At 54.9% G+C, this 15,543-nt stretch carries 17 protein-coding genes and 2 pseudogenes; 12 read left to right on the forward strand and 7 right to left on the reverse strand.

What is annotated here, in order from left to right; translation table 11 throughout:
* Window positions 1-76: 76 nt before the first annotated feature.
* The 3 genes and pseudogenes from HWV67_RS21070 to HWV67_RS32195 all read left to right on the forward strand — a co-directional run.
* Window positions 77-2,146 carry a putative bifunctional diguanylate cyclase/phosphodiesterase gene (locus HWV67_RS21070; protein ID WP_033690316.1) on the forward strand — a complete coding sequence of 690 codons (2,070 nt, stop codon included), beginning with the start codon at window positions 77-79 and terminating at the stop codon, window positions 2,144-2,146.
* A gap of 152 nt (window positions 2,147-2,298) precedes the next feature.
* A pseudogene (locus HWV67_RS32190) lies at window positions 2,299-3,075 on the forward strand (PAS domain-containing protein); the annotation flags it as partial.
* Between the two features lie 102 nt (window positions 3,076-3,177).
* A pseudogene (locus HWV67_RS32195) lies at window positions 3,178-3,618 on the forward strand (methyl-accepting chemotaxis protein); the annotation flags it as partial.
* Between the two features lie 132 nt (window positions 3,619-3,750).
* On the opposite strand, the gene tnpC reads toward HWV67_RS32195, so the two are convergent.
* The 3 genes from tnpC to tnpA all read right to left on the reverse strand — a co-directional run bounded on the left by tnpC (window position 3,751) and on the right by tnpA (window position 6,024).
* A complete protein-coding gene (tnpC, locus tag HWV67_RS21080; RefSeq protein ID WP_034128274.1) occupies window positions 3,751-5,298 on the reverse strand; it encodes an IS66 family transposase in 1,548 nt (515 codons plus the stop codon).
* A gap of 61 nt (window positions 5,299-5,359) precedes the next feature.
* Window positions 5,360-5,695 carry an IS66 family insertion sequence element accessory protein TnpB gene (gene tnpB, locus HWV67_RS31805; protein WP_009682493.1) on the reverse strand — a complete coding sequence of 112 codons (336 nt, stop codon included), beginning with the start codon at window positions 5,693-5,695 and terminating at the stop codon, window positions 5,360-5,362.
* A complete protein-coding gene (tnpA, locus tag HWV67_RS21090; protein WP_009682494.1) occupies window positions 5,692-6,024 on the reverse strand; it encodes an IS66-like element accessory protein TnpA in 333 nt (110 codons plus the stop codon). The genes tnpB and tnpA overlap by 4 nt, the downstream gene beginning before the upstream one ends.
* An 82-nt stretch (window positions 6,025-6,106) precedes the next feature.
* Between tnpA and HWV67_RS21095 the strand changes: the two genes are divergently transcribed.
* Window positions 6,107-7,246 (forward strand): hypothetical protein, encoded by a 1,140-nt coding sequence (locus HWV67_RS21095; protein ID WP_235378435.1) that lies wholly within the window; start codon window positions 6,107-6,109, stop codon window positions 7,244-7,246.
* Between the two features lie 52 nt (window positions 7,247-7,298).
* On the opposite strand, the gene HWV67_RS21100 is transcribed toward HWV67_RS21095, so the two are convergent.
* Complete coding sequence (locus HWV67_RS21100) at window positions 7,299-7,775, reverse strand: helix-turn-helix domain-containing protein (protein ID WP_042561611.1); 477 nt, start codon at window positions 7,773-7,775, stop codon at window positions 7,299-7,301.
* 177 nt (window positions 7,776-7,952) lie between these two features.
* Between HWV67_RS21100 and HWV67_RS21105 the strand changes: the two genes are divergently transcribed.
* From HWV67_RS21105 to HWV67_RS32200, 5 genes are all read left to right on the forward strand, one after another.
* A complete protein-coding gene (locus HWV67_RS21105) occupies window positions 7,953-8,687 on the forward strand; it encodes a metallophosphoesterase (RefSeq protein ID WP_020192030.1) in 735 nt (244 codons plus the stop codon).
* Between the two features lie 75 nt (window positions 8,688-8,762).
* Window positions 8,763-9,080, forward strand: a complete 318-nt coding sequence (locus HWV67_RS21110) for a hypothetical protein (RefSeq protein ID WP_020192029.1) — start codon at window positions 8,763-8,765, stop codon at window positions 9,078-9,080.
* A gap of 98 nt (window positions 9,081-9,178) precedes the next feature.
* On the forward strand, window positions 9,179-9,676 hold the full coding sequence (locus HWV67_RS21115; RefSeq protein ID WP_175652657.1) for a hypothetical protein: 498 nt from the start codon (window positions 9,179-9,181) through the stop codon (window positions 9,674-9,676).
* Window positions 9,677-9,753: 77 nt separating this feature from the next.
* A complete protein-coding gene (locus HWV67_RS21120; RefSeq protein ID WP_020192027.1) occupies window positions 9,754-10,383 on the forward strand; it encodes an HAD family hydrolase in 630 nt (209 codons plus the stop codon).
* Between the two features lie 133 nt (window positions 10,384-10,516).
* Complete coding sequence (locus HWV67_RS32200; protein WP_080574935.1) at window positions 10,517-10,783, forward strand: antitoxin Xre/MbcA/ParS toxin-binding domain-containing protein; 267 nt, start codon at window positions 10,517-10,519, stop codon at window positions 10,781-10,783.
* 419 nt (window positions 10,784-11,202) lie between these two features.
* Here HWV67_RS32200 and HWV67_RS21130 read toward each other — a convergent pair whose 3' ends face one another.
* The 3 genes from HWV67_RS21130 to HWV67_RS21140 all read right to left on the reverse strand — a co-directional run bounded on the left by HWV67_RS21130 (window position 11,203) and on the right by HWV67_RS21140 (window position 13,302).
* Window positions 11,203-11,508, reverse strand: a complete 306-nt coding sequence (locus HWV67_RS21130) for a PadR family transcriptional regulator (RefSeq protein ID WP_020192026.1) — start codon at window positions 11,506-11,508, stop codon at window positions 11,203-11,205.
* A gap of 10 nt (window positions 11,509-11,518) precedes the next feature.
* Window positions 11,519-12,724 carry a chromate efflux transporter gene (gene chrA, locus HWV67_RS21135; protein WP_042561610.1) on the reverse strand — a complete coding sequence of 402 codons (1,206 nt, stop codon included), beginning with the start codon at window positions 12,722-12,724 and terminating at the stop codon, window positions 11,519-11,521.
* Window positions 12,725-12,936: 212 nt separating this feature from the next.
* On the reverse strand, window positions 12,937-13,302 hold the full coding sequence (locus HWV67_RS21140) for a GNAT family N-acetyltransferase (RefSeq protein WP_020192024.1): 366 nt from the start codon (window positions 13,300-13,302) through the stop codon (window positions 12,937-12,939).
* Between the two features lie 140 nt (window positions 13,303-13,442).
* Here HWV67_RS21140 and HWV67_RS21145 point away from each other — a divergent pair, with 140 nt between their 5' ends.
* The 3 genes from HWV67_RS21145 to HWV67_RS21155 are packed head-to-tail and all read left to right on the forward strand — an operon-like array spanning window position 13,443 to window position 15,527.
* Complete coding sequence (locus tag HWV67_RS21145; RefSeq protein WP_020192023.1) at window positions 13,443-13,865, forward strand: arsenate reductase ArsC; 423 nt, start codon at window positions 13,443-13,445, stop codon at window positions 13,863-13,865.
* A complete protein-coding gene (locus HWV67_RS21150; RefSeq protein WP_020192022.1) occupies window positions 13,862-14,218 on the forward strand; it encodes a metalloregulator ArsR/SmtB family transcription factor in 357 nt (118 codons plus the stop codon). The genes HWV67_RS21145 and HWV67_RS21150 overlap by 4 nt, the downstream gene beginning before the upstream one ends.
* Before the next feature lie 25 nt (window positions 14,219-14,243).
* Entirely contained in the window at window positions 14,244-15,527 is a 1,284-nt protein-coding gene (locus tag HWV67_RS21155; protein WP_020192021.1) for an arsenic transporter, read from the forward strand.
* Window positions 15,528-15,543: the final 16 nt, after the last annotated feature.

The following is a 15,543-nucleotide window of genomic DNA, read 5'->3' on the forward strand; positions in this document are numbered from 1 at the left end:
GGATGAAGCGTACTCTTCAGAAACTGCTCGTGCCGCCGATGGCCCAGAGGAGCCAAATTCAACCTTCGGGGTTTCAATGCTAGTAAGCAGCTATAACAGCGTGTATGTGCTGTTTTCCTTCGCCGTAGCGATCCTGGCGTCTTATACCGCGCTGGACATGACTGGTCGAGTCACCCGTACCGAAGGCAAAGCATCGGCACTTTGGCTTGCCGGTGGATCTTCCGCCATGGGCACGGGCCTCTGGTCGATGCATTTTATTGGCATGTTGGCCTTCCAACTGCCCATCGAGCTGGGTTACGACCCGACGCTGACTGGCTTATCGTTGTTGATCGCCATCGCCTCCTCCGCCTTTGCTTTGTGGCTAGCATGCCAGACGGAAATGCCACTGCCGCGTTTGCTGCTTGGTGCGGTGCTCATGGGTATCGGAATTGCATCCATGCACTACGTTGGAATGGCGGCGCTGCTGATGAATCCTGTAGTGGAATACGTTCCGTCTTTGTTCGCGCTATCGGTGCTGATTGCTATCCTTGCTTCGGGCGTGGCTTTGTGGATCGCTTTCCGCCTGCGTGGCGAAGGTCAGTACATCAATCGTACACGCATCGGCGCCTCGTTAATTATGGGGTGTGCCATTGTTGGAATGCACTATACCGGAATGGCGGCTGCCCAATTTCCTATCGGGAGCGTGTGCGGAGCGGTCAATGCAGGCATTGATAGCAACTGGCTAATGGTTTTGGTGATTCTGATCACGCTGGCTGTCTGCGCTATTGCCTTGATCGTATCAATGCTTGACGTCCGCACCAGCATACTTGCCAGCTCCCTTGACCTCGCAAACAGTGAACTGGTGCAGCTAGCTCTTCACGACAATCTTACTCGCCTCCCTAACCGTATCCTCCTAAACGACCGTCTTCAGCAAGCGATTCATAAAGCCATCAGGCAGAAGAGCCACTTTGCCGTACTCTTCATGGATCTGGATGGTTTCAAAGCTGTTAACGATACTTACGGTCATCACACTGGCGACCAGTTGCTTCTGCAAGTAGCAAAGCGAATCAACGACGCCAAACGCGGCGAAGATACGGTGGCTCGCCTCGGAGGCGACGAGTTCGTTCTGCTTATCGATCCCGGCGAACCTGAAGACGCTGCGATGTTGGCGCAACGCTTGGTGGAAAATATTCGATTACCTTACGTACTTGGGCGGCAGACAGTGCATGTGTCCGCTAGCATCGGTATCGCTATATTCCCAGAAAATGGCCTAACCGAGCATGAGCTGATGGTCAATGCCGATGCGGCTATGTACCACGCCAAGGAGCAGGGCCGCGATGGCTACTGCTTCTTTGAAAAAGCTATGAACGTTAACGCTCACCTGCAGTTGGAAATGCAACAGGATCTGCGGTGCGCACTGGATCGGAATGAATTTATCCTGCACTTCCAGCCGAAGATGCTCGCCCCAAATGGCCCTATGATCGGCGTTGAAGCTTTACTGCGTTGGAACAAGCCAGGTTTTGGCTTGGTGCCGCCCGTCCGTTTCCTGCCCTTGGCAGAGCGTACTGGATTGATCGTGCCAATCGGTAGCTGGGTAATCCATGAGGCGTGCCGGCAGATGGCCGAATGGCAAGCGTTAGGCGAAGGTAAAGACGAATGGAGTATTGCGGTCAACATTTCGACGGTACAACTGGCCCATGCAAAGCTCGTTGATGTCGTGCGCAATGCCCTGCAAAGCAGTGGCCTGCCCCCCCGTTTCCTGACACTGGAAGTTACCGAATCTACGGCGATGCGGGACGCTGAAGCTGCTTTGATTGCTCTTGATCAATTGGCAGCATTGGGCGTGAATATCTCCATCGACGACTTTGGTACCGGTTATTCCAGCCTGCTTTATCTTAAGCGCCTACCAGCCAACGAACTGAAGATCGACCGAGGTTTTATCACCGAGCTGGCTAAGTGTAACGATGACGCGGCTATCGTTTCGGCCATAGTAGCGCTCGGTAAAACGCTGGGGCTGAGGATCGTTGCAGAGGGTGTGGAAACCGCTGAACAACAACAGATGCTTACCGAGTTGGGTTGCGACATTTTGCAAGGTTACCTGCTGGGCAAGCCGATGAGCGCAGAGAGGATGCTGGAAAGCTTAAGCGCGACCAAGACTCTAGCGTGATACTGCACAAGCCATAGATTCAAGTTGGTGCTTGCTGGTGCAATTTGCAGACCCGCTACATCACCTGATTTAAGCATCAGTTAAACATTCGAATTGGGATTTACGGCTTCTCCTCATTCGTCCGATAGTAAAATTCACTCTAAGGCTAATCAATGTTCAACAAGGCAATCAAGCAGACCTTGGCTGAGGCTCTGCAAAAGCTTCAGGCCGCAGAAGCAAGGGCCGTGGCCGTTGACCGTTCGACGGCAACAATTGAATTTAAACCCGATGGCACCATCATAGGTGCCAATGAGAACCTTCTTACCACCATGGGCTACCGACTGGAGGAGATCGTCGGACAGCACCATCGTATTTTCTGTTTTCCTGATTACCAGGCGAGTGCCGACTATCGTAAGTTCTGGCAGCGCCTGGCTGGTGGCGAGTACATACGTGAACGTTTCCTGAGGCGTAATAAGCAAGGCCTGGAGGTCTGGCTCGAAGCCAGCTACAACCCTATCCGAGGCGCCGATGGTCGCGTCGAAGGCGTGCTGAAGCTGGCCACCGACATTACTACTCAGGTGATCCGTGAGCAGGAGCAGAGCAGCATGGTTCAGGCCATCAGTCGCTCGATGGCTGCGATTTCCTTTAACTTGAAAGGTGAGGTTCTCGACGCCAACGAAAACTTCGAGCAGGCCATGGGCTATCGCCTGGATGAGATTCGGGGAAAGCACCACCGCATGTTCTGCACACGAGGTGAAGCGGACTCTCCTGAATACCGCGATTTCTGGGAGCGACTGAACCGTGGTGAGTTCTTCTCTGGACGCTTCCAGCGACTCAACCGGCATGGCGATACCGTCTGGCTGAGCGCAACCTACAACCCGGTATTCGATGCCAGTGGCCGGCTTTACAAAGTAGTTAAGTTTGCCCGTGATATTACGTCCCAAGTGCGCCAGCAGCAGGCAGAATCCGATGCAGCCACGCTCGCCTACAATATATCCCAGCAGACGGACAGAAGCGCTCGCCATGGTGCCAAGGTCATTAGTGAAACGGTCGAGGTGGTACAAGGCATAGCAGCCGAGCTCTCACGAGCGGCTGAAGGCATCACTGCAGTCAATCAGCAGTCAGAGATGATCCGCAGCATCGTGCAGACCATCCGAGGTATCGCCGAGCAGACCAACCTACTTGCTCTAAATGCTGCTATCGAAGCTGCAAGGGCGGGTGAACAAGGCCGAGGTTTTGCGGTGGTCGCCGATGAAGTACGAAACCTTGCAGCCCGCACGGCGCAGGCCACCGTGGAAATCGTCGATGTTGTGAAGCGCAACCATGAACTAGCGCAGGATGCTGTGGAGAGCATGCAGGCTAGTCGCCAAAAGGTCGATCAAGGCGTCGATTTGGTCAGCCAAGCCGGCTTTGTGATAGAGGAAATTCAGAGCGGAGCACGGCAAGTAGTCGACGCCGTGCGCCAGTTCGCCGAGGCAAAGGAAGAGCTCTGATGTAACTGTATCGGGCACAACCTCGTAAGGCTGTTCCAATTTCTCACGATAAGCGTGCTTGTCCAATATGACATCATCGCTGCTTACTGGGCGCAACTGAACGTTTGCATCCGAGCATCACGTCTTACGCAATTAGACCGGTTGCCAAATATGCGGCAGCAAATGATCGATTTCACTCGCCCGCTGCGTCGGCAGGCGTGTGAGCACGTCCTTCAAATAGGCATACGGATCATGACCGTTGAGCCGCGCAGACTGGATCAAACTCATGATCGCCGCCGCCCGTTTTCCGCTGCGTAGCGACCCTGCGAAGAGCCAGTTCTTGCGTCCAAGAGCCCATGGTCGGATCTGGTTCTCTGCCCAATTGTTGTCTATGGGTACAGCCCCGTCATCGAGGTAGCGCGACAGCGCTGCCCAGCGTTTCAGGCTGTAATCGAGTGCTTTGCTGATGGCTGAGCCTTCGGGCACAAGGTCGCGCTGGGCGCTCATCCAGACATGTAGCATGTCCATTACCGGGACGGCTTTTTCTTTCCGTATTCGCCGCCGTAAATCCGGCTCCAGATCGCGGACTTCGCTCTCGATTTCGTACAACAACTGGATATAGCGCAGGGCTTGCTCAGCAAGCGTGCTTTTATTCGTAGCGTGCAGCTCGAAGAATTTGCGCCGTGCATGGGCCATGCAGCCGATTTCGGTCACGCCGAGTTCGAAGCTGGCTTTGTAACCGCCAAAATCGTCACAGACCAGCTTGCCCCTCCAGCCTTGCAGGAAGTTGCGAGCATGCTCTCCGGCACGGCTGGGGCTGAAGTCATAAACCACCGCTGCCACATCCGAGAACTGGCTGGTGGCGTAGGCCCAAACATAGGAACGGTGGGTTTTCTTTGTTCCCGGCATGAGCATTTGCACGGGTGTTTCATCGGCATGAATAATCTGCTGCCCGAGTACCACTTCGCGCAGCGCATCGACCAGCGGCTGCAACTGAACCCCAGTCACGCCAACCCATTCGGCCAAGGTTGAGCGTGGAATCGCCAGGCCCGCTCGACCGAAGATCGATTCCTGACGGTAAAGCGGTAAATGGTCAGCAAACTTGGCAATCATGACGTGGGCCAGCAGCCCAGCGGTTGGGATGCCCTTGTCGATGATCTGAGCCGGAACCGGTGCCTGGATAAGCGTTTCGCAGTCATCGCAGACCCATTTGCCACGTACATGACGCTCGACGGTGAACACGCCCGGTGTGTAATCCAACTTCTCACTGACATCTTCACCGATGCGTTTCAGCGCGCAGCCGCATGGGCAGTGAGTGTTGTCAGGTTCGTGATGGATCAGTGTGCGTGGAAACTCAGCCGGCAATGCAGTGCGCTTGGGCTTCTGCTTTTTCTCGGTCGCCGCTGGCACTGTTTGCAAGGCCTGAAGCTCTGCTTCAATCGCTGCGATATCTGTATCGATCAGGTCATCGAGCAAACTGGCCTGCTCAGGATTCATCTGCTCGCTGCGCTTGGCAAATTTCAAGCGCTTGAGCTGCGCAATTTCGAAGGTCAGCTTCTCGATCACCGTCTGATCGCGGTTGATCTTCTTGCCCATGGTTTCGACCGTCTTACCCATTGTTTCGACTTGCGAGAGCAATTGCGCAGCTAAGGCACGCAGTTGGTCGGGAGTCATTTGGTCGAGATTGGGAGAAGAAGTCATGCGCCGAATTTTGCCAGAGCAGGCGCTTCGCGGCGATAGACCGATAGGCTAATGGCAGCCGTTAAAGCAGTGTGATCGAGCCGCCGGAACCTGCTCGTTGCCATGGCAGGCCCAATACCAAGGCTTGGAGTTGCTCGGTGTCCAACTGCATTTCAGAGCCATGACGAATGCTTGGCCAGTGGAACTTGCCCTGGCTCAACCGGCGCGCCGCCAGCCATATGCCGAAGCCGTCATGCACCAGCACTTTCATGCGATTGGCGCGGCGGTTGGCGAAAAGATAAGCACAGTGCGGCTGCGCCGCACCGAACACCGCAATCACCTTGGCTAATGCCGTTTCGGTACCAGCGCGCATGTCCATCGGCTCGGTGGCGAGCCAGATGGAGTCGATGCGAATCATCGCAGAAGGTCTCGAAGAAAGGTCGCGCAGGCAGCAGCATTTTCAGTGGGCCAGTTCACTGTGACGGTGCCACGCGGGTGCTGTATTTCAACGCAAATATTCGATGATGATGTGTGGGATTTCGCCCCTGCCAGCGGCACGGGTAACGGAATAAATGCAGGTTGCAGCGCTGTGCTTTTCTGCGCTTGCAGGCGAATCCATTTGTGGACGAGGTTTGCGTTGAGGTTATGGCTGAGTGCGATGCTGGCAATCGAAGCACCGGGCTGGGCACACTCTTGAATGACCTGAGCTTTGAAGGATTTGGAATAGGAACGGCGTGTTGGCTGCATGAAATACCCGCTTAAAAGGCTAGAACTGGTGCCCACTTAAATGTAAGTGCACACCATGTCTTGGCTTTGCAGGGCTGGGTAGATGACTTGGCCGTACGCATACCCTGAAGGCTTCGTGCTGGTAATCAAGGCAGGGAAAGAGCTGATCTTGGCCGCTCAGCAAAGGCGTGAATTGAAGCTTTACCTTGCGCCATACAAGGCAGGCGAAACGACGGGGCTTACGCTTCTCACAGCCTGCTTTGATGACCCACAAAGTCCGCTATTGATCAAAACCCCACTCATCCCTGGTGACCCTCTCACAGAGGCACTGCAGAGCTTCCCTGACGAATTCAGTGTGTGCTTTTTCGACGAGCACAACCGCGAGCTGTTCAGTTGTAAGGCCCAGGCGAAGCTTGGTCAGCTCCGCAAGGAGCTCGGTACACTCAGCCCCATTGGAGCAGATCACTGGCCCAAGATGTATGAGCAGGCGGAAAGATGGTTCAGCCTCACGACCTATGAGGACGACGCTCGTGCCACAACGGTGTTCCTGCAGGAAGATCTGTTCCCCTCGGACTATTTGATCACCGACCTGACCCGCCAGGACTTTCGAGGCTCCCAAGGCTTCTCCAATACGCAGTTAGAGCGCACTGAGCCGGGCACGTTTCAGGAGTTGGACATCATCTATCTTCTCCAGCGCGCATACACCTCCGAGCGGATCATCCATGGCCCCTTGAAGGTTTCCGATGGCGAGGAGCTGGCTGACGTAGTGGTGATGGGCGATGAAGTGACTTTGCTGCTGCAGGCGAAGGACAGTCCCAATACGCCAGCAATGATGAACACAACGCTTGAGAGAAAGCGAAAGAAGGCCATAAGTCAGTTGAAGAACGGCCTGCAGCAACTACGTGGCGCCATCTCAACGATCAGGCGAGAAGGCAATCCAGCCTTAGCGCTTGTGGACGGCACGCCCTTGGACATTGATCTTGCTGCACGCCCCCTGGTGGGAGTTGTCGTGGTCAGAGAGCTTTTTATCGACAACTACGATGAATACAGCGCCATGATTTTGAAATTCATGGATGAGGTCGGAATTCGCGTCCTAGCCTTCGATTACAACGAGTTCGAGGTCATGACCCGCCACTGCCCTTCGGAAGATGCACTGCTGTCAGCGTTCTTGCAGATTTCCAAATGCGCTGAGGAAAGGCGTATCTATCCCCGGCTGCGCTTCACGGATCTGCCGCCGCGCTAAATCGAATTGGAAAAGTGGAGAGCTTCTCTGCTCTCACCCCACAACTCCCTTTCTAGCCAGGCAGTTCTTTGAGCCAGTAACGCCTGACAGTCGCTTCAGGCAACCCCAGCGCTCGACCCACCTCCGCCTTCGACATGCCACTGGCCTTGAGCTCTAGTACTGCCCGGATTCGATCTGGGCTGCTGGGTTTGCCTCGCGTGCGCTTCACCAGCCCTTCACCAGCGTCCCAATGCCTCTTCAGGCCCTGCAACCCTCCCTGGGCTACGAAGCCTTCCAAGTCCTTTGAAGCCTTCGCCATGACATCGATAGGTGATGACCCATCCTGGAGGGCCTGACATAGCGCGACGAGAGCCACGAGGTCGAAATCCAGGGTGCGCGCGATCTTGCTCAGCTTGACCAAAGAGACCTGCGTTTTCCCTTGCTCCAATCGTGACAGATTGGCTTGGGAACTGATCTCGGCAAGCTCCTCCTGAGCTGATCCTCTCAGGTCGCGCAGAGCTCGGACTATTGCTGCTATCTCGTTCTGCATGCTGAGCGCTCAAAACGAAGAATAGGGCCACAGCGCCATGCGTCGATAAATATCGAAAGCTAGCAATAATGGCGATCATCGTTTATCGTGGGCCTACTGATGGCAGCTTCGCCGCGTCCGAGCGACCGGGCCAGGGAATGATCAATTTATTAGAAAGTCGACGTCAGCAGGCTTGGGATGAAGCTTCATATACTGTCTGATCTGCATTGTGAGTTCGCCGATTTCGTCCCCCCTGTGGTGGACTGTGACGTGGTCGTATTAGCCGGTGACATCCACGTGAAGTCCAGGGGGGCCATGTGGGCCAGCCTGACCTTCAGCACGCCTGTCATATATGCCATGGGCAATCATGAGCACTACAGCGGGAATATAGATCGAACCCACAGCAAGCTGCTTGACGCTGCTGAGGCGCACGTCCACGTATTGGAAAATCAGGTTTTAGAACACCGTGACGTGCAGTTTCTCTGCGCTACGGGTTGGACGAGCCTGGCCGCGACCGGAGACCCAGTAGCTGCTTCTTGGTGCGCTCGTAACTCACTGAATGACTTTCGCGCAATCCGTGTCGGTGAACAGTATCGGCGTTTGCGCCCTGATGATCTGATCGCGAGAAATCGAGAGACGAAGGAGTGGTTGGAGGGCCAGCTATCGCTGCCATTCAACGGTAAGCGTGTAGTTGTGACTCACTATCCGCCCCTTATGAAGTTCGTGAGTGACCAAGGAGCCGATCCTCACTTGCGAGCAGCCTATGGAAACAATTGGGATGGCCTGATGGATTTCAAGATCGATCTATGGATCTTTGGCCATACCCACGAAGCTGTGGATGAGGTGGTTAATGGCGTTCGGTTTGTGAGTAATCCTCGTGGTTATCCCACCGAAGAAACTGGCTTTCGGCCAGACCTAGTTGTCAGTGTATGAAGACTGATTGGGCTGCCGTCGTTTAGCTTTTTCAGTAAGTGAGTAGGTTTCAAATTCGAACGTGATGGAGAATCCATGAGTTGTCTGAATTCCCAGGACTGGATGGTTGAGGGCGTAATACGACTGCCCAGTCTGGTGTCAGCTAAGTTGGCGATCGCGCAGGCCCATGATTGGGGTGCACTAGTGGACGCGTACCTGGTAGATGCAGCTGAAGTTGGCGATCGTTTCGTTGCGTATGTGTATGGCGATCTTTCAGGGCAACTGGCTGATGGGATGACAATTGTCACACCCCCTAGTGAGGTGATAGCGGAGGTCGAAGGCATGGCGTTATTGCGGACAGTGTCAGGCAACGATCATTACGTCATGGTCAGCCGATTGCCTGCCGCCGCTTGATTGCCCCCGCGTTGTCGAGGCCGCTGTCTCAGCCTGCTTAATTAGGCCCCGCCGTCATCTAATCCATTAATAGTTAATGTGTGTTTAAGGGAGGAAGCATGTCCGAGTTAAAGAAACTGACATTGACTGTTAAGAACTATGATGCTCAAGGGAGCGGTGATCTAGACGCTCTCTATCGACGTGTTAGATACGAAGATGAGCACGGCGCTACTCTCTATTTCAAAGAGGTTGTGATGCTGAAGTACCTTGTGAAGCATGGTGCTTTGGCGACTGATGTTCCGCGAACTTGGTACTATAAGCATACCTCAAAGAAATCGATAATTGTTGTCGCTTTTGAGAAGGCTGGTGGGAAAGTTGAGTGCGACTTGGATGATCTGCGAATTATTGCAAGGTCGACTTTGGTAAAGGGTGTGGTTATTTCGCTAGCAGCGGTTCCAGCTGGGATTATTGCTGCAACGGCAACCTTTGGAGTTGGGCTTGTCATTATTCCTATGTTTTTGTGGTATGGGTACAGGAACGTCTTCAAGCTTCCGAAAATGCTGGGTCGAAAAACGCTGGTGGATGATTTTTCAAAATTTGGCGTTACTCTTCGATAGCTTAGTTTTTTGGTTGTTGAACTTGATTCTCGTTAGAGTGGCTGTCTTGCGGACGGTGACCAGCGAAGGAAACTCAGATGAAGACCAATGCCGTTATCTTTGACGCCTTCGGAACGCTGGTCGAGATTCAGCAGCCGACACATCCGTTTCGACAGTTGCTTCGAGAGGGGCGACGCCAAGGCCGCTTGCCTCGCGCTGATGACATTCGAGCGATCATGACCCGTTGCCTTTCCCTAAGCGAGGCTGCGCTGTACTTTGGTATCAAAATCTCGCCCTCCCAGCTTGCATTTCTCGACCAATGCCTGGAGGAGGAACTGGCAAGCATTCGGCCTTATCCAGACGCGGTTGAGGCCGTTGGGCTACTGCAAGCTGCAGGGCTGAGACTGGCTGTGTGTTCAAACCTGGCCATGCCTTACGGCCCCGTAGTGGAAAGGATTTTCCCGCACCTTGGGGCCTATGGTTTCAGCTATCGCATTGGTGTTATGAAACCGCAAGCGACCATCTACCAGCACATCTGCGATCTACTTGATGTTCGGCCAGGAAATGAGCTCAGTAGTCAGAGGCGGATTGTCATGATTGGCGACTCAGAAAGGTGTGATCGGGATGGGCCTGGCCAGGTTGGTATCAAGGGTTATCTGTTGCGCAGGAATGGAGGCGGGGCTTCCAATCTTTCCCATTTTGCACAATCAGTGCTGAGTGATAGGTAGCTGGGAGCAGATCTTCAATTCGATGGAAGCGTTGCGTCTGAGCTAAAGGGCCGCGCCACGAGGTGGCCCTGTCGGGATGCCCCCTGCACAGAGTACGAGCGGCGACCAGACCAGTATCACCAGAGGGTGAAGCATGAATGAGCTTAGGATTGTCGGGCGATGCGTTCGCTCCCCGATCGGCTGCTGGAGTGCTAGGCATCGCTGTTTTGAAACGCGTTACGAGCAGGTCTTCTCAATCGCACTTGAAGTGTTTGGAAGCCGAAAGAAGGCGGAGCGATGGCTCGTAAGATCTGTAGTAGGTGTAGGCCGTCAGGCACCCTGCAGGGTGCTGTGCACACCTATGGGACTCACAATTATCCATGACGAGATTATACGGCTTGACCACGGCATACGAGCCTAATGCCATCTAGCCTGTCGTTGCGTTCTATCGAGTGAGGGCCGCCGCACCAGAGACTGTGCGATTCGTGGTCTTGTGTGCTGAGCTTCACTGCCACATTTTTCCGATCTGGCTTTTCAGACTATCGGGTGGGCAGACTATAAGCCATTGACGAATGGTAACGCCTTGCACATGTAGCAAGCCGAGCCAGGGCAAAGCCCCCTGAACTGCTCCGTCTGTGAGATCAGATGCGTAATTGCATGGACTTGACCACCTGTTGCACTCGACTTGACCAGTTGTTTGCATCGAATTTGACCGGCGCACGGGTACGCCTTGACGGGCAGAAGTCGGCCAAAAGCGTACGTAGCTAATAGGCCACTGCTTTCGGTCAGTGTGCGGTCATGAAAGCAAGTAGCTGGTCGCAGGCACTCCGGTTAAGACCATCAGCGTCCTTCGATTAACTCGCCGAACAACTCCCTAACCTTCACCTTGGCATCTGCCAGCGCGGCTCGGCCTTCATCGGTAATCTCATACATGCGTCGCTCGCGGCGCCCAGTGCGTTCATGGTGCGAGCACAGATAACCCTTCTTCTCCAAACCGTGCAGCATCGGATACAGCGTGCCCGCGCTGAGCTTGTAACCGTGGTGGCTCAGCTCCTCGATGACGGCCAGCCCGAAGATGGGAGCCTCGGCAGCGTGGTGCAGGATATGCAGGCGGATCAACCCGCCGTAGAGGTCTTTGTCGGTCACTCGATGTATCTCACAGTGCAATGCTCAACAGCCCGCCCAGGACACCGCTGCCCAGCACGACCATCCACGGCGGCAGCTTCCAGAACATCAACGCCACCAGTGCCACGAGGGCCAGGCCAAAGTCTTGCGGGCCATGAATCGCACTCGTCCATACCGGCTGGTAGAGAGCAGCAAGCAGCAGGCCGACCACGGCCGCATTGATGCCCAGCAGTGCTGCCTGCGTACGCAGGTTACGGCGCAGGTGCTCCCAGAATGGCAAGGCCCCCACCACCAGCAGGAAAGACGGCGCAAAGATCGCCAGCAGGCAAATCAGCCCGCCAAGCCAGCCAGTTGGTGCTTGGTTCATCGAGGCACCGAGAAATGCTGCAAAGGTGAATAGAGGCCCCGGCACGGCCTGCGCCGCACCATAGCCCGCGAGGAATGCTTCGTTGTCGACCCAGCCTGTTGGTACGACCTCAGCTTGCAACAGCGGCAGCACCACATGCCCGCCACCGAATACCAGCGAGCCGGCGCGGTAGAAGGCATCCATCATCGCCAGTGTCTGGCTCGGGAACACAGCTGTCAGCAACGGCAGCCCAAGCAGCAGGGCAAAGAACAGGGCCAGCCAGAACAAGCCAACGCGACGCCGCACGCTGATCGGTAGTGGATCATGGGCCTCGCCCTGCTGTGGTTTGAATAGCAGCAGGCCGACGATGGCTGCAAGGATGATGACACTCACTTGCCCCCAGGCAGAGGGTACGAGCAGCACGAAGCAGGTCGCCGCTGCCATGATGGAAATACGCGGCGCATCGGGACAAAGATTGCGCGCCATGCCCCAGACAGCCTGGGCGACCACCGCCACGGCCACCACCTTCAGACCGTGCAGCACGCCAGCAGGCATGGCATCACCATAACTGGCGATGCCGAGTGCGAAGAGGATCAAGGCGATTGCGGAGGGCAAGGTGAATCCCATCCACGCGGCTAGTGCCCCGGCGTAGCCGGATCGAGACAACCCGAGCGCAATCCCGACCTGGCTACTGGCTGGCCCCGGTAAGAACTGGCAAAGGGCGACAAGATCCGCATAGCTGCGCTCGCTCAACCATTGTCGACGCACCACGAACTCATCGCGGAAATAGCCCAGGTGTGCGATTGGGCCGCCGAAGGAGGTGAACCCCAAGCGGAGGAAGATCAAAAAAACAGCCCAAGGGCTACGGTCAGTCTTGGTTATTTCAGTCATGGTCAATACCTGATCTCTGACAAGGCTGGATGAAATTATCGATATACGATAGCGTAAATCGATAATTGAGGTCGACCATCATGGAACTCGTTCTGATCGGCTTACGCCGTGCTTCAAGTGGTCAGATCCAATGCAATTGGCTGGTCAAGTCCGATGCAAACAGGTGGTCAAGTGCAATGCAAACGATTGGTCAAGTGAGGTGCAATTCCCAATCAGAGGCGGCTCAGAGTCTCGCTGGTTAGTGCGTATCCCTGCTGTTCAAAAAAGCCTGATGCAATTGTTGTCAGCAAATGAAATCGAGCGTTTCCCTGCTTCGCAGCTATTGCTTCAACGACTCGAAGCATTTCAGCTCCAACCCCTGTCGATCTGTATGCCGGCTCCACGACCAGGGAACGCAGCAATCCATCTGCCCCATGCGTTTCAAACCCTCCCCACCCAACAGTCTCACCATCCCGCGTGAATTCGAAAAAGGTTCGGTTCGGAAGATCCACATCGTCTGATGGAAGGTCAGCAGACTCCAAGGCGTCGCGAAAGCGCTGCCATTGCCCTCCGGCTATTTGCATTGTCTGGATCATCATCTCCGTCTCCACCCTGTCATTCCCTATGCCTTGCTTTGCATGACCGCTATGGCTCAAGCCTGAGCAGCGGTCATCATATTCGCTTTACCGAATATCTGCCAAAGCGTATATTCGATTTTCCATATGCATCGAGTTCAGTCATGACCCCTGCTATCAAAGTTCTTTTCGTGTGCGTTGCCAACTCAGTCCGCTCCCAGCTTGCAGAGGCGTTACTGCGGCACACCGACCCGCGCTTCGAGGCCTTCAGCGCAGGATCCCAACCGTCTGAGATTGATCCGCGCACGATTCAGGCATTGGAGGCAGTTGGAGTCGATACAGCGGGCCTGCGAAGCAAGTCCATCAGCGAGTTTCAAGCTGATCGATTCGATTACGTCATCACTCTTTGCGATAAGTCCGCCAGCGAGTGCCTATCAATGCCCAGTGCAGGTGAAGTCATTGCCTGGGATTTTTCTGACCCAGTAACGAGCGATGATCCCGGCGCATTTCGCCACACGCTCCACGACATCCATGAGCGCATCAAGCTCTTCGTTTTGGTCAAGACCAAACACCTGGAGGATCTATGACAGAACCCATGAACCCCACCACGTTATTCAAGTGCTTGGCGGATGACACCCGAGCCAAAATTTCCCTGCTTGTCGTGAGCGAAGGCGAGCTGTGTGTCTGCGAGCTGACGGCGGCACTCGACCTGAGCCAGCCGAAGATTTCTCGTCATTTGGCCCTGCTGCGTTCTGCTGGTTTGTTGATGGATCGTCGGCAAGGTCAGTGGGTGTACTACCGCCTGAACCCCGACTTGCCTGCGTGGGTAACTGCGGTTTTGAAAGAAGTCGTAGACGCCAATCAGCATTGGCTGGAAACCGAGGCTAAACGCCTGTGCGGTATGAACGACCGCCCTATCAATCAGGGCGTGTGCAGCTGATTCACGCCCCAACCGGATTACTGAAATGCTGATTGCCGTATTGATCTTTATCGCCACTATCGTGCTCGTCATCTGGCAACCCAAGGGGCTCGGGGTAGGTTGGAGCGCGACGTTGGGTGCCATCGTGGCGCTGCTGGCAGGCGTCGTTACCCTGGCTGACATACCAGAGGTTTGGCGCATTGTCTGGAATGCCACCGGGACGTTTATCGCAGTCATCATCATTAGCCTGCTGCTTGATGAAGCAGGCTTTTTCAAGTGGGCTGCGTTGCATGTAGCGCGGTGGGGTGCTGGAAGCACTCGTAAGTTGTTTGCGTTCATCGTCTTGCTGGGCGCAGCTGTGTCGGCACTGTTCGCCAATGACGGAGCAGCGTTAATCCTCACACCCATTGTGATCGCGATGTTGCTGGCGTTGCGTTTTTCTCCTGCTGCTACGTTGGCATTCGTCATGGCAGCCGGTTTTATCGCCGATACGGCGAGCTTACCGCTGGTGGTTTCCAACCTGGTCAACATCGTTTCTGCCGACTACTTCGATATCGGCTTCAACGAATATGCTTCGATCATGGTGCCGGTAAACATCGTCAGCGTGGCAGCGACATTAGCCATGCTGCTGTGGTTTTTCCGCAAAGATTTACCAAAGACCTATGACCTCGACCAACTGGACAACCCGGACGAGGCAATTCACGACCGCGCCACTTTCGTAGCCGGCTGGTGGGTGCTGGCACTACTCCTGATCGGATTCTTTGTCATTGAGCCGCTGGGTGTGCCAATCAGCGCCATTGCTACGGTCTGCGCATTCGTCCTCTATGTCATCGCGGCTCGTGGTCATGCCATCAACACAAGCAAGGTGCTCAAGGAGGCTCCATGGCAAGTGGTGATTTTTTCCCTGGGTATGTATCTGGTCGTTTATGGCCTTAAGAACGCGGGCCTGACTGATCACATCGCCCAGATTCTGAACGTATTCGCCGGTTATGGCGTCTGGGGGGCATCCCTGGGTACTGGGATGCTAACGGCATTGCTGTCGTCGATCATGAACAACATGCCCACGGTTCTGGTGGGTGCCTTATCCATTCATGCCGCCGAAGTGGATGGCGTCGTTCAGCAAGCGATGGTGTACGCCAACATCATTGGCTGCGACCTAGGCCCGAAGATCACCCCAATTGGCAGTTTGGCCACGCTGTTGTGGCTACATGTGCTGGCCAAGAAGGACATCAAGATCAGTTGGGGTTACTACTTCAAGACTGGGATCGTGCTGACCTTGCCTATCCTCGTCGCCACCTTGTCTGCCCTGGCATTGCGCCTCAGTTTCTGAATCAAGGAATCTTCTG

Origin of the sequence: Pseudomonas sp. Marseille-P9899, from assembly GCF_903166565.1 — a bacterium.
Classification (GTDB): Bacteria; Pseudomonadota; Gammaproteobacteria; order Pseudomonadales; family Pseudomonadaceae; genus Aquipseudomonas; species Aquipseudomonas huaxiensis.